The sequence below is a fragment of the Synechococcus sp. MIT S1220 genome (assembly GCF_047303025.1).
Lineage (GTDB): Bacteria > Cyanobacteriota > Cyanobacteriia > PCC-6307 > Cyanobiaceae > Parasynechococcus.
This window is the reverse complement of record NZ_CP138939.1, coordinates 1,142,064-1,155,060: the sequence shown is the minus strand read 5'-3', so window position 1 is coordinate 1,155,060 and position 12,997 is coordinate 1,142,064. Positions and strand designations below refer to the sequence as shown.

Here is a 12,997-nt window from a genome sequence, read left to right as displayed (position 1 = left end):
CCCCACCGAAAGGTGGGGGCTTTCCGATTCAGTTGATCTGAATCGTTGTTCTATTCCAGAAGGAACAGAGTTGATTCCAGATCAACCGATGGCAGGAGCTTGGAGAGCCACAGGAGTGGACTCAGCAGCAGCCAGGTCGAGGGGGAAGTTGTGAGCATTGCGCTCGTGCATCACTTCCATGCCGAGGTTGGCGCGGTTCAGCACATCAGCCCAGGTGTTCAGGACGCGGCCCTGACCATCAAGGATGGACTGGTTGAAGTTGAAACCGTTGAGGTTGAAGGCCATGGTTGACACGCCGAGGGCGGTGAACCAGATGCCGACAACGGGCCATGCAGCCAGGAAGAAGTGCAGGCTGCGGCTGTTGTTGAAGGATGCGTATTGGAAGATCAGGCGACCGAAGTAACCGTGGGCAGCCACGATGTTGTAGGTCTCTTCCTCTTGGCCAAACTTGTAGCCGTAGTTCTGGGACTCGCTCTCGGTGGTTTCACGCACCAGGGAGGAGGTCACCAGGGAGCCGTGCATGGCGGAGAACAGTGATCCACCGAAGACACCTGCGACACCCAGCATGTGGAAGGGGTGCATCAGGATGTTGTGCTCGGCCTGGAACACCAACATGAAGTTGAAGGTGCCAGAGATGCCCAGGGGCATGCCGTCAGAGAAGGAACCCTGACCGAAGGGGTAGACCAGGAACACTGCGGAAGCAGCAGCCACAGGTGCGCTGTAAGCAACGCAGATCCAGGGGCGCATGCCGAGGCGGTAGGAGAGTTCCCACTCGCGACCCATGTAGCAGAAGATGCCGATCAGGAAGTGGAAGACAACCAGCTGGTAAGGACCGCCGTTGTACAGCCACTCATCGAGAGAGGCAGCTTCCCAGATGGGATAGAAGTGCAGGCCGATGGCGTTTGAGGAAGGAACAACAGCACCGGAGATGATGTTGTTACCGAAGATCAGAGAACCAGCGACAGGCTCACGGATGCCATCGATGTCGACCGGAGGAGCGGCAACGAAAGCAACGATGAAGCAGATGGTGGCAGCCAGCAGTGTGGGGATCATCAGCACACCGAACCAACCGACATACAGACGGTTATTGGTGGAGGTGACCCACTCACAGAAGGCCTGCCAGCTAGAAGCGCCGGAGCGCTGCTGGAGGGTGGTGGTCATGAGAACGGAAAAATATGTCCCGGAAAGGACGGTTAAGGAAGGGCAGGAAGCCCTGCCTGCGGTGAGTGTAAAGGAACATTGCGCTATGTGTACGGGCGTTGCGTATTCCCGGACCGAGGCGGGGAACACCAGGGGGGTGTCTCACAGAAAGATTTAAGATTCCAAGGTTGATCCAGGGAGTGTCGTGGTTCTGATTCGCTGGCTGCACGCTGGCCGAAGGCTCGAGGAAACCGTTCCTCTGTCGGAAGCTCGTCACCGCCGCATTGAGCTGGAAGCGCTTGGAGCCGTTGTTTATTGGAGCGAGAGGCTGGTACCCATCGGCTAGAGCTGTGAGTCTGGGAAGAGATGGAATTCCTTGATGAATTGCAGAACGGTTGCCATACCCCCCCGTTTTCGATGGATTGTTCCAATGGCAGCCTTTCTGCTGCTGTCGGGATGCCGGGGTTCCCAACCCGAAGCCCCTGGCTCTGGCCCAGCGATGTCGTATGCCACAGCAGGGGCAATCGAACGCCTGGAGCTACGGCTTGATCAATTGGAACAACGTCTGAAAGAGCTCAATCCCTCTACGCCAGACACCGCTGACAAAGTTCCTCCAGGACCGATCCGTTCCCTAACCCTCAGGATCGGTACCGATGACGATCGGCTGAGGCTGTACTGGGCCGACGGACAACGCAGTGACCTGCTGTGCTCGCAGGAAGGGCAAGGAGTTTGGGCGTGCGGCTAAACGCTCAGCCGAGCCGACTCACAAATCCTCAGGGTCAGACATGGTCGAAGTGCCCTGCTGCATCAGCCTCTCAAGGGATTCCCGCCAGGAGTCCTCAACGGGCAACACCTCTCGCCGCGTCAGGCTGAAAGCAATGCGCTTCTCCGCATAAGCAGCTTCATTGATAAAAACGGGCACGGCACCTTCCGGGATGCAATCGAGGCAGTCAGAGCCCGATGCCCGTTGAAACAAGCGTTGCTGGGCCGGCACACGCTGCCAGTCCTGGCCCTCAATCTCAGGGTGCAGCAAGGCCATCTGCCTGTCTTCCGAATCTCGTGGGAGATCGACACTGCCGAGATGGCGATGAATCAGAAGCGTCTTTGGATATCGACCGCGACAGACCGTCGCCGCGGCCAACGCCCTAAAGCAGGTTTCTAATGCAAGTCGGGTCTGGCGCACGATGCGTGAATCAAGCACCGACTGGGACACAGGGCCAACCTCGATCACCAGCCCGCAGGGCCAACGCTCAACCAGAAAACCTGTTTGAGCAGCATCCGATTCATGCAAGTAAATCGGCAAACCGAGCTCAGCCTGGATCAGAGCAGCCAGTGCAAGGTCCGCGGGCCTTCGCCCATACACCACCAGACAGTTCCCCATCGCTGCAGTTGTGCTGTGCAGATCAATCGCCACCTGACATGGCTGATGCCCTGCAGGCCCAAACTGATGCAGTAACTGCCGGGCCCGAACGATCTCCCATTCCATTGGGTCATCAGATTCCAGAAATGGAACCTGAAAGCTGCGATTCAGGTCGCGATCCAGATATCGCCGGTTCTGCGCAAAAGCTTTCGGGTTGCCGATCACCGTCCGAGCACCGAGCCCACGCCGAGCGATCAGATCGGGGTGCTGCTGCCACTGGTCGAGAAGCCATGGAGCATTGACTTCATTGCCATGGGTGCCAGCCACAACGAGCACATCAGCAACCATCCCCCGTTCCCTTCCACATCTGCCCGACTGAAGCATGACTGGCCAGGATGCGATGAAAAGGTGAATTGATGTCCATCCCACCTGCTGTCGTGATGGCCGCCAGAGCCTTTTGGAACTGGGAATGGCAACGGCTGATGGGAGGGCTCGGACCCGCTGACGAGGCGGGGAACTACCGACGTCCCAAAAGTGATCACCTGAAAGCGGTGCTACCTCAGCCGTCAGAGCTTATCGATCGCAACCCGAGCGATCGCCCCCATCTGATCCTTGGCCGCAGCTGCCCCTGGGCGCATCGCACCTGGCTGATGCTTCAACTGCGCGGACTGAAGGAGCACGTGGGAGTGACCATGGCCCGGGCCGACCACCGCGCCGGACGCTGGCGACTGGATCCCCCCTGGCTGGAATGCGACACCTTGCTGGCCCTGTACCGCCATTGCCAGGCACCCCCGTCACACCGAGCCACTGTTCCTGTGCTGATCGATCCCATCAATCTGAAGATTCTCGGCAACGAGAGCGCCCAGTTGGTTGAGCTACTGAACAGCTGGCCTGGCCACCCCGAAGCACCCAACCTCGCGCCAAAGGATCAGCAATCGGCGATCGAGCGCTGGCAGTCGCTGCTCCAAGCGAATGTCAACGATGGAGTTTATCGATGCGGATTCGCCCGAAATCAGGGGGCCTATGACAAAGCCTCCTCCGCCTTGTTCAACGCACTCAGGGAGGTGAATGAAAGCTTGAAGCGGCAGGGGCCCTGGCTGTGTGGCAGCCAGCTCACGCTCGCTGACGTCCGGCTTTTCCCAACTCTGATCCGATGGGAGACGGTATACGCCCCTCTGTTCGGTTGCAGCGGCCATCAGCTCTGGGAGTTCCCAGAACTCTGGAACTGGAGACAACGGTTCTTTGCTCTGCCTGGAGTCGCAGAAACCTGTGATGCAGAGGCCTGGACCAAGGACTACTTCGGCGCCCTGTTTCCATTAAATCCAGGTGGGATTGTTCCCGCTGCACCAAATCTCTGCAGACTGATCCAGAGCCCTATTGCCCATCCATGACCACGGCAAATCCTCGATTCGAGGGTGTCTACGGCGAATACACCATCACCGACGACGACCGCCGTGAGGTGAAGTCTTATCGAATCGCCTTGCTGATCAGCGGATTGAGCTTCAGCGCAGGTCTAGCTCAGTGGTGGCAGCTGGGCGCCACGTGGGCCTGGCTGTGGGTCATCCCGCTCGCCGGCGGCGTGGGGCTCGCTCTCAACTGGATTCACATCTACCTTCGCCCGTTGCACAAGGCGCTCCAGATCTTTTGGCTGCTGGGCTGTGGGGGATGGGGGCTGCTGTTATGGGTGGCCGGAACCGATCAAGCCCTGGTGTTGCTCAACAGCAGCCCCGTTTGGCTTTTGGCCGTAGGCCCTCTCTTCGCGGCTCTGGCCGGCATCGGATTCAAGGAGTTCTTCTGCTTTCAAAGACCGGAGGCCATTGGTCTCACACTTCTGCTTCCGATGGCACTGCTCGGGCGGCTCGTTGGCTTGATCAGCGGGAGCGTCTGTTTTGGATTGTTGGCAGCCGCAGCTCTGATGCTGGTGGTTCTCGCCCTGCGCAAATTCGGTATCGACGCAGCGGCGGATGTCGGCGACAAGAGTGTCTTTGCTTATCTGGACGCACAAGCAACGTCCAGCACTCCGTGAGTCTGATCAGCCTGGTGGGTGCCGGCAAGGATTTCGGCATCCGCACCCTGTTTGCCGACCTCGACCTTCACATCACCGCAGGAGAGAGGCTGGGCCTGATCGGACCCAATGGTTCTGGGAAATCCACTCTGCTCAAAGTGCTTGCCGGTCTTGAACCTCTAGGAGACGGAGAGCGGCGCTGCTCGCCTCGTCTAAGCATCGAGCTGGTGGGCCAGGAGAGCCGCATCACACCGGGGCTCACGGTTCTTGAACAGGTCCTACAGGGGTGCGGAACCAAACGCGATTTACTGCTGCGCTTCAACGCACTCAGTGATGCCGTCGCCGCTGCCCCGGAGTCGGAGGGGTTGCTCAGCCAACTCGGCGAACTGAGCCAGCGCATGGACGAGGAGGACGCCTGGAGCCTGGAGCAGCAATGCCGGGAAGTGCTCCAAAGACTTGGCATTGATGACCTCCAAAGGCCGGTTGAAGACCTGTCCGGTGGCTATCGAAAACGGGTCGGACTGGCCTCGGCCCTCGTGGCATGTCCCGATGTTCTCCTCCTTGACGAACCGACAAACCATCTCGATGCAGCAGCCGTGGAGTGGTTGCAGAGCTGGTTGGATCGATACCCAGGAGCACTTGTGCTCGTCACCCATGATCGATACGTCCTTGATCGGGTGACGCGTCGAATGGTGGAAGTTGACCTTGGCAGGGCTCGGACCTACCAGGGCAACTACAGCAACTACCTTCACCACAAAGCGGAAGAAGACGCCTCAGAAGCCGCCTCGTCAGCAAAGTTCCGGGGCGTGCTTCGGCGAGAACTGGCCTGGCTTCGCCAGGGGCCAAAAGCAAGAAGCACCAAGCAAAAAGCTCGCCTCCAGCGCATCGAGGCGATGCGCGATCAGAAGACCACCCATGGCCGGGCAAAGCTCGAAATGGCCAGCGTCAGTCGACGGATCGGAAAGTTGGTGATCGAAGCGGAAGCGGTTGGTGTCACCGCGGATGGGGATCCCGGCGGGAGACAACTTCTCGACGATTTCAGCTATAGCTTCAGCCCGGAGGACCGCATTGGAATCATCGGCCCAAACGGCAGTGGCAAATCAACACTCCTCGATCTGATCGCCGGTCGGCGATCAACAACCCAGGGCTCGCTCCGCCTGGGAGAAACCATTCACATCGGATACCTCGACCAGCACACAGAAGCGTTCACCGAAGGCAAGGGACTTGAACGCAAAGTGATCGACTTCGTCGAAGAGGCCGCCAGCCGAATTGATCTTGGCGGTGAACAAGTGACCGCCTCCCAGCTGCTGGAACGTTTCCTGTTCCCTCCAGCGCAGCAACACAGCCCTCTATCCAAACTCTCCGGAGGGGAAAGGCGGCGTCTGACGCTCTGTCGTCTGCTGATTCAGTCCCCGAATGTGCTTCTACTTGACGAGCCAACCAACGATCTCGACGTGCAGACGCTCAGCATCTTGGAGGACTTCCTGGAGGACTTTCGCGGTTGCGTGATTGTGGTGTCTCACGATCGATACTTCCTGGATCGAACGGTTGATCGCCTCTTCTGCTTCGAGCATGGACGCTTGAACCGCTTTGAAGGCAACTACAGCTCATTTCTGGAGGATCAGCGAAAAAGGGAGCGGCTGCAGGACAGAGCCATTGCCGACGCCCCACCAGCCAAAAAAGGAATCCAAACCAAAGCTCAGAAATCATCCGGACCACGTCGTCGCACGTTCAAGGAATCCAAAGAACTCGAACATCTCGATCAGCAATTGCCGAAACTTGAGCAACAACGGGACCAGATGGAGCTGGAACTCGCCGGCGACGGAGCCGACATGGCCAAAGTCAGCAGGCGGCTGGCCGAATTGATCAGCTCGATCGAGCAGGCGGAAGAGCGTTGGCTGGAACTGAGTGAACTCTCCCCTTAAAAGCCCGAGGCACAGACGATCCAATCAGCTTGCAGATCCAATTGCAGATCCCCCAGATCGAAGCAGCGAGGTCTCAAACGGAGGTCTTGACAGACAAGTGAGATGCGAATGCGTTGTCAGGGAACTGCCTTAATGCAAGTCTCAGCTTGAAACGCCCACCATCAGCTTTAAAGTGGGGCGTGGCATCGGCGCGCTTCCATGAAATCCATCGACGAGCACATCAAGAAGGATCAAACCGAAATTCAAGCGGCCAAGGCCGCTGGGGATCAGGCAAAGGTCCGCCATTACACGGATGAGTTGAACTCGCTTGAGGAGTACAAGAAGGAGCATCCAGAGGACAGTCACGACCCCACATCACTCGAGCTGTACTGCGATGCCAACCCAGAGGCAGACGAGTGTCGGGTTTACGACGATTGACCCTCAGTAACAGGTAATTAAGACGAAACAAAGATGGAAGGAATTCAGTAAATTCCTTCCATCTTTTGCTTTTAAACAAGATTCAAAATTCGTCGTTGTAATCGGACGGGCTTCCAGTAAGGCTGCAAACAACAGCTTCCTCACTTTTCATCGCTTTAACATTGGCGATGGGGCGACCCATACGCCGGAGCACTGCGACATCCTCTTGGGTTTGACAGCGTGCGATCACACTGCCCTTGTCATCAAAACAGGTGTAGAAGGTCATGATTCTGAAGTGGAAAAGGCCGACTCTGTACCTCAGTTATGGCGTGATCAGGGACGGTTCACAAGTTCGAATGCGTTCCCTGACACGAATTCTTCAGACGCCCAATTCTGACCAGACACGATCAAGCAGGGCATCCAAGCCCGTACCCATGACCGCAGAGATCACCAGAGGGCGACGACCGCTGACTTGGTGAAGCTCATCGATTAATTCTGGCCCCTTGTCATCACTCATCAGTTCTTGTTTGTTCAACACAAGCAGGCGAGGGCGTTCAACCAAGCCATGGCCGTAGGCCGCCAGTTCCTTCTCCACGACGCGAAGATCACCGACTGGATCCTCTGCGCCGACATCCACCAGATGGATCAGTAAACGGGTTCGCTCAATGTGACGCAGGAAATCATGTCCGAGGCCTGCACCCTGTGCCGCGCCCGCGATCAGACCAGGAATATCCGCGAAGACCGTGCCATCTCCTGTGGGCCGACGAACCACCCCAAGATTCGGGATCAACGTGGTGAATGGATAGTCAGCAATCTTGGGTCGAGCGGCAGAAAGCACAGCAATCAAAGTGCTTTTGCCGGCGTTGGGCAGGCCAATAATTCCAACCTCAGCCAACAGCTTTAACTCAAGCTGGAGGGGCCATTCCTCGCCATCGCGGCCTTCGGTGAATTTTTCAGGCGCTCGGTTTCGATTGCTCAGATAGTGGGCATTCCCCAGCCCCCCGCGCCCTCCGAAAGCAACAACCAGCTTCTGCCCTGTTTCGACCAGATCTCCAAGCAGAATTCCCGTGGTGAGATGGCGGGCCTCAGTACCGCACGGAACCTTCACCACAAGATCACGCCCTGATGCGCCGGTGCACTTGTTTGGACCACCCCGTCGCCCATCCGGTGCAGCAAAAAGCCGCTTGTATTTGAAATCAAGCAGGGTTTGAAGATTGGCATCCGCTTCGAGCACCACATGACCTCCATGGCCACCATCACCACCTGAGGGCCCTCCGGCCGGAACGTACTTTTCTCTCCGGAAGGCTGCAATCCCGTCCCCTCCCTGTCCGCCACGCACGGTGATCCGCGCCTGATCGATGAACTGCACGGCAGCACCTGGTGGCCTGGGTCTTCAACCTTAAGATCAGTGCGCTGCAGAACTTCGGTTGGCCGGCGTCCGTTTCGAAGCCCTGAGCAAGATCTACCCAGGCCGCCGCGGCGGGCCGCCAGTTGATGTGATCAGCCACCTCAACCTCTCCATTGCTGATGGCGAGTTCCTGGTGCTGGTCGGGCCTTCCGGATGCGGGAAAAGCACCCTTCTCCGGCTTCTTGCAGGGCTCGACAGCCCAACCTCAGGGGAAATCCTGATTGGGGATCGTCCTGTGAGCCGCCTCAGGCCGGCGAGAAGAGATGTGGCGATGGTGTTCCAGAGCTATGCGCTGTATCCCCATCTCAGTGTTCGGGACAACCTCAGTTTTGGACTGCGGCGCAGTGAACGTCGCAATCCACTTCAGCAGGTGCAAGATCAACTGCACAGAGCCACGAACAGCCTGCCGCCACGCTTCAGGCTGTCGTCAGATCGGGAAGAACGGATCAGCAAGCGTGTTCAAAACGTTGCCGAGGCACTCGAGCTGATCCCCCTCCTCGATCGCTTGCCGAAAGAACTCTCGGGCGGTCAAAAGCAACGGGTTGCCCTCGGGCGCGCCATGGCGAGACAACCCTCGGTGTTTCTGATGGATGAGCCCCTCAGCAACCTCGACGCCAAGCTTCGCAACAGCACCCGGGCCCGGATCGTTGAACTCCAACGCTCGCTGGGGACAACCACTGTCTACGTCACCCACGATCAGGTGGAAGCCATGACCATGGGGCACAGGATTGCCGTCCTGGACCAGGGACGCCTGCAGCAACTGGGCACACCGATGGATCTCTACCAGTGGCCAGCGAATCTGTTCGTGGCCCAGTTCATCGGCAGTCCGCCGATGGCACTGCTCCCTGTACAGGTTGGACCGGGTTCCTCGTTAATGCTGGAAGAGCGGCGACTTCCAGTGAACGGTCCATTGGCTGATGCGCTGCTGACACGAGAGGGAGAAGCGATCACAGCCGGCCTGAGGCCAGAAGGCTGGCGGGTCGCACCAGCCACCAATCGCAATCTGTCTGCCGAGGTCAGCAGCACTGAAGTTCTCGGGAATGAGCAGCTCACCACCTGCAGGCTCCATGAAGGCAATCACTTGATCACCGTGCGTTGCCCGCCCGAGCTCAACATCGTGAGCGGTCAGACCCTGCATCTCGAACCGGATCCGGAAGGATGGCGATTCTTTGATGGTGCTGGTGACGCCATCCCGGTGCCTCAGGGGCAAGACCAGGAGCCTCTTAAACAACCGGAACTTCCCCAGATCTCGGGCTGAGGGACTGTTGGCCCTTCAGGCGCCTTCCCGCTGGTATCTCCTGAATCTCCAGACCCGACAGTCAACCGAAGCGGACCAGAGACATTCCGAGATGGAGGCCCGGACAGACTGGAGCATTGCCTCTGCTCAACCTTCCGAGAAGGTCTGTTCTGCGATCACGACCAGGCGGCATCGCGAAGCTCCATGAACGGGATATCAAAAGAGGCCAGATCAACCAAGGAGATGGCTGCGCTCAGATTGGATGCTCACGATTGCATCGCGGAAGGGATCATTTTCCCCGGAGGGAGATAGTCCTGTCGGGAGATGGATCAGCACAATCAAACTGCCCTGCCTTTCCCATCTGGGTGTTGTATGGCTTTCAGCCCATGAGCAGAACTGGATCTGAAGGGCATCAGGCTTCCCGACGGCCAGACCATTTAGGGATCAAGCCAATCTCATCTGCCAAGAGATGAACAGTTACTCCGCAACAACCAATGCCATCACGATCACCCCAAATGTTCCGATCAACAAACCAGTTGTTCAACCAGATCAAGCACTGAAAAACCTTGAACTATTGCTCGCATAGGCAATCAAGAATGGAGAATCACTGATCCCTCGCAATCAAATTGTCACAAGGCCATCTCTTCTTTAACGCAAAATAAATGGGGAATTGAATGAGAAGAACATGAACACAATTCCGGATTAGCAGCACTTCAGCGCATCCACACCACGCTGCAGCCTGGTCCGCCATCCCCCTGATCAGCATCGGTGACCCTCTCCACATAAGGAAGGCTGTCGAGCCATGTCCGCAAACCACGCTTCAATTTGCCGGTGCCGATGCCGTGAATCACCCACACCGGGCCGTTGGCACTGCGGAGATACTCCTCAACAGCAGCCTCGGCTTCGTGCACCCGCAGCCCACGCACATCCACAGTGTTTCGCGCCGTGCGCACTTGAGCTCCGCCGCTTGAACGGCTCCGAGCCTTCAGCTTCACCACCGGCTTCGCTGGCTGTTCCGGCTTGCGGCCGTCCAGGCTTTCCACCGCACTCAGATCAACCGTGGTGCGCATCACCCCACAACGCACCGTGAGCTGCAGTCCGTCATCCGAGATCTCCAAAACATCGCCGGCTTTCCCCAGCGCAAGCAAACGAATCCGATCGCCAACCTGCGGTTTCCAGCCGGGATGCTGTCGCCGTTCCGGTTCCGGACGGTGGCGGTTCTCCAGTTTGCGCAGCCGCTGCCCGGCCCGGCGTGCCGTTTCCCCATCCGCTCTTCCATCTCGCAAACGCCGGATCAGCGATCGCACCTCTTTCTGCCCTTCACGGATCGACACCTCCAGGCGCTGCCGCCCCTGCTCCTGTCGCTCGGCCGATTGCTGCTTCTGCTTCTGCCAACGCTGAAGAAGCTCCTCATGCAGGAGCTCCGTGCGTGCCAGTAAAGCCGCAGCGTCCTCCGCAGCGGACTGCTGTCGCACCCGCTGCTCCTCCAAACCGCGGATCACGCTGTTCACCTCACCATCCCCTGCGGGTGCCAACAGCTCCTGCGCCTGATCCAGCACCTGCTGATCCAATCCCAACCGTGTCGCGATCGCCAGTGCATTGCTTCGGCCTGGAATCCCCCAAAGCAATTCATAGGTCGGCGACAATGTCTCAGCGTTGAACGCCACCGACGCATTCTCAAACCGAGCGTCGCTGTATTTGAGGGCTTTCAGTTCCCCGAAATGTGTGGTGGCAATCGTGAGCCGGGCCCGATCGGCCAACGCTTTCAAAAGCGCAGTCGCCAAGGCCGTCCCTTCACTGGGATCGGTGCCGGCGCCAACCTCATCAAGCAGCACCAGCGCCGGTGCTGGCCCCTGTTGCAGAGCCGTGAGGATGCGACTGATTCGCTTCACATGGCCGCTGAACGTGGAAAGGCTCTGCTGTAGCGACTGTTCATCGCCGATGTCCGCAAGCACCTGAGCACACCAGGGCATTGAGGGCTCACCGCTGCAGGGCACCAGCATGCCTGCCCGCGCCATCAAAGCTGCCAGACCAATGCTTTTAAGGGTGACCGTCTTGCCACCGGTGTTCGGGCCAGTGATCGCCACCACCCGCAGCTCAGTGGACACCTCAACGGAAATCGGAACCACGGCCGGACCACAAGCCCGCTTCTGCTGCCACACCAACAGCGGATGACGAAGGTTCTGCAACCGGAACGGAGCCTCCTGCTGCGGTTCCAGCCGTGGCACCGATCCCCCCAGCCATCGGCTGTAGCGACCGCGCGCCAACGCCAAATCCAGGCGTAACAGCACTCCGTTCAACACGGATAAGGGCTCCTGCTGGTTCCCAACCTCCACACTCAGCTCCTTCAGCACCCGTTGCTCCTCGTCACGGATGCGACTTTCCAGATCCACCAGGCGATTGCCAAGGGTGAGTACGGAGCGAGGTTCCACGAACAAGGTGCTGCCGGAAGCCGAACTGTCGTGCACCTGACCTGGCACCTGGCTGACGGCACCGGCCTTCACAGCCAACACCGGACGAGCGTGACGCTGGGCGATCACTGTGTCCTGCAGCACTGGCCCCAGCCGACGCAGCAGCTCCTGCAATTTGTCGCGACGCTCCTGCCGCAGCCCCTCCCGTTGCCGGCGCAAACCTGCCAGGGGAGCACTGGCACGATCCGCCACACGTCCGCCCTCTTCCAGGGCGAATTTGAGGCGTTGTTCAAGCTCTGGCAAGGTCGAGATCATTTCGATCAGGGCCGTGCAGGCCGGCCGCAGCTCAGGATCATCGATCTGGCGCCGCAACTGCCTAGCCGTCGCCAGGGTTTCGGCCACGGATAGCAACTCCTCTCCTGAGGTGGTTCCCCCTTTGCTGCAACGCTGCACAACGGGCCGCAGATCCCGCACACCTCGGAAGCTGAGCCCCGCCTCAGCGAGGTCATCCAGCGTGACCAGCTCGACGGTTTCCGCCAACGCCGTGCGGCTGCTGTGAATGCTGCCGGGCAGGATCAAATCCCTGGCAGCATCCCGCCCCATCCTGGTGCAAGCAAAGCTCGACAGGTGCTCACACACCAAAGGCCACTCGAGCAGCTCAAGGGTTTCCTGCAGTGCCCGATCGTTGGCGGACGACAACTCAGGAGCAGTTTGAGGGAATGCCACCAGGGGGTTCATAGAGCATTTCAAGCCAGTTGCCTTCCGGATCCTTGAGGTAGAAGGACGCGGTTCCATCGCGGTGATCGTGCACAGCGCCCACATGCACGCCCTGCGCCTTGAGGTGGTCGTGAACGACATCAACCTCCGCACGATCGCGAAAATGGAAGGCGAAGTGTGGCCCGGCCGCCTTGTAATTCGGGCCGAGCAGCGCCAAGCCATCCCGCCCAGGACCGGCTTCGAGATAACACCAGTCCTCCGCTTTCCAGACCAGCCGCATGCCGAGGCCGGTGTAGAAGTCGACAGCACGGTCGACATCCTGAACACGGACGGCCACGTGGCCGAGACGATCAACCGTTGCCATCAGAGCGCCTGCACGTCAGGCCGCCATTCTGGAG

14 protein-coding genes are annotated in these 12,997 nt (G+C 58.8%); 8 read left to right on the top strand and 6 right to left on the bottom strand.

Going from position 1 to position 12,997, the window contains the following annotated elements:
- Positions 1–81 precede the first annotated feature (81 nt).
- Complete coding sequence (psbA, locus tag SIB64_RS05585; RefSeq protein ID WP_413442070.1) at positions 82–1,161, bottom strand: photosystem II q(b) protein; 1,080 nt, start codon at positions 1,159–1,161, stop codon at positions 82–84.
- 184 nt (positions 1,162–1,345) lie between these two features.
- Here psbA and SIB64_RS05580 point away from each other — a divergent pair, with 184 nt between their 5' ends.
- A complete protein-coding gene (locus tag SIB64_RS05580) occupies positions 1,346–1,486 on the top strand; it encodes a hypothetical protein (RefSeq protein ID WP_413442287.1) in 141 nt (46 codons plus the stop codon).
- 84 nt (positions 1,487–1,570) lie between these two features.
- Positions 1,571–1,885, top strand: coding sequence for a hypothetical protein (locus SIB64_RS05575; protein ID WP_413442286.1), 315 nt, complete (start codon positions 1,571–1,573; stop codon positions 1,883–1,885).
- Positions 1,886–1,903: 18 nt separating this feature from the next.
- On the opposite strand, the gene SIB64_RS05570 is transcribed toward SIB64_RS05575, so the two are convergent.
- On the bottom strand, positions 1,904–2,884 hold the full coding sequence (locus SIB64_RS05570; RefSeq protein ID WP_413442285.1) for an aspartoacylase: 981 nt from the start codon (positions 2,882–2,884) through the stop codon (positions 1,904–1,906).
- 32 nt (positions 2,885–2,916) lie between these two features.
- Here SIB64_RS05570 and SIB64_RS05565 point away from each other — a divergent pair, with 32 nt between their 5' ends.
- From SIB64_RS05565 to SIB64_RS05550, 4 genes are all read left to right on the top strand, one after another.
- Complete coding sequence (locus SIB64_RS05565; protein WP_413442284.1) at positions 2,917–3,891, top strand: glutathione S-transferase C-terminal domain-containing protein; 975 nt, start codon at positions 2,917–2,919, stop codon at positions 3,889–3,891.
- Positions 3,888–4,526 carry a DUF2301 domain-containing membrane protein gene (locus SIB64_RS05560; protein ID WP_413442283.1) on the top strand — a complete coding sequence of 213 codons (639 nt, stop codon included), beginning with the start codon at positions 3,888–3,890 and terminating at the stop codon, positions 4,524–4,526. Before SIB64_RS05565 ends, SIB64_RS05560 begins: the two co-directional genes overlap by 4 nt.
- The gene (locus SIB64_RS05555) at positions 4,523–6,430 is read left to right on the top strand and encodes an ABC-F family ATP-binding cassette domain-containing protein (protein WP_413442282.1); all 1,908 of its coding nucleotides are present in this window, start codon (positions 4,523–4,525) and stop codon (positions 6,428–6,430) included. Before SIB64_RS05560 ends, SIB64_RS05555 begins: the two co-directional genes overlap by 4 nt.
- 198 nt (positions 6,431–6,628) lie before the next feature.
- Positions 6,629–6,847 carry a CP12 domain-containing protein gene (locus SIB64_RS05550; RefSeq protein ID WP_413442281.1) on the top strand — a complete coding sequence of 73 codons (219 nt, stop codon included), beginning with the start codon at positions 6,629–6,631 and terminating at the stop codon, positions 6,845–6,847.
- A gap of 82 nt (positions 6,848–6,929) precedes the next feature.
- Here SIB64_RS05550 and SIB64_RS05545 read toward each other — a convergent pair whose 3' ends face one another.
- Positions 6,930–7,112: a hypothetical protein gene (locus tag SIB64_RS05545; protein WP_413442280.1), complete on the bottom strand. Its 183-nt coding sequence runs from the start codon at positions 7,110–7,112 to the stop codon at positions 6,930–6,932.
- Between the two features lie 93 nt (positions 7,113–7,205).
- Complete coding sequence (cgtA, locus tag SIB64_RS05540) at positions 7,206–8,195, bottom strand: Obg family GTPase CgtA (RefSeq protein WP_413442279.1); 990 nt, start codon at positions 8,193–8,195, stop codon at positions 7,206–7,208.
- A 58-nt stretch (positions 8,196–8,253) separates the two neighbouring features.
- Here cgtA and SIB64_RS05535 point away from each other — a divergent pair, with 58 nt between their 5' ends.
- Both SIB64_RS05535 and SIB64_RS05530 read left to right on the top strand, forming a co-directional pair.
- Positions 8,254–9,492, top strand: a complete 1,239-nt coding sequence (locus tag SIB64_RS05535; RefSeq protein WP_413442278.1) for an ABC transporter ATP-binding protein — start codon at positions 8,254–8,256, stop codon at positions 9,490–9,492.
- 7 nt (positions 9,493–9,499) lie between these two features.
- A complete protein-coding gene (locus SIB64_RS05530) occupies positions 9,500–9,679 on the top strand; it encodes a hypothetical protein (RefSeq protein WP_413442277.1) in 180 nt (59 codons plus the stop codon).
- 505 nt (positions 9,680–10,184) lie between these two features.
- Here the strand turns inward: SIB64_RS05530 and SIB64_RS05525 are convergent.
- The gene (locus SIB64_RS05525) at positions 10,185–12,620 is read right to left on the bottom strand and encodes an endonuclease MutS2 (RefSeq protein WP_413442276.1); all 2,436 of its coding nucleotides are present in this window, start codon (positions 12,618–12,620) and stop codon (positions 10,185–10,187) included.
- Entirely contained in the window at positions 12,583–12,963 is a 381-nt protein-coding gene (locus SIB64_RS05520) for a VOC family protein (protein WP_413442275.1), read from the bottom strand. The genes SIB64_RS05525 and SIB64_RS05520 overlap by 38 nt, the downstream gene beginning before the upstream one ends.
- Between the last annotated feature and the right edge of the window lie 34 nt (positions 12,964–12,997).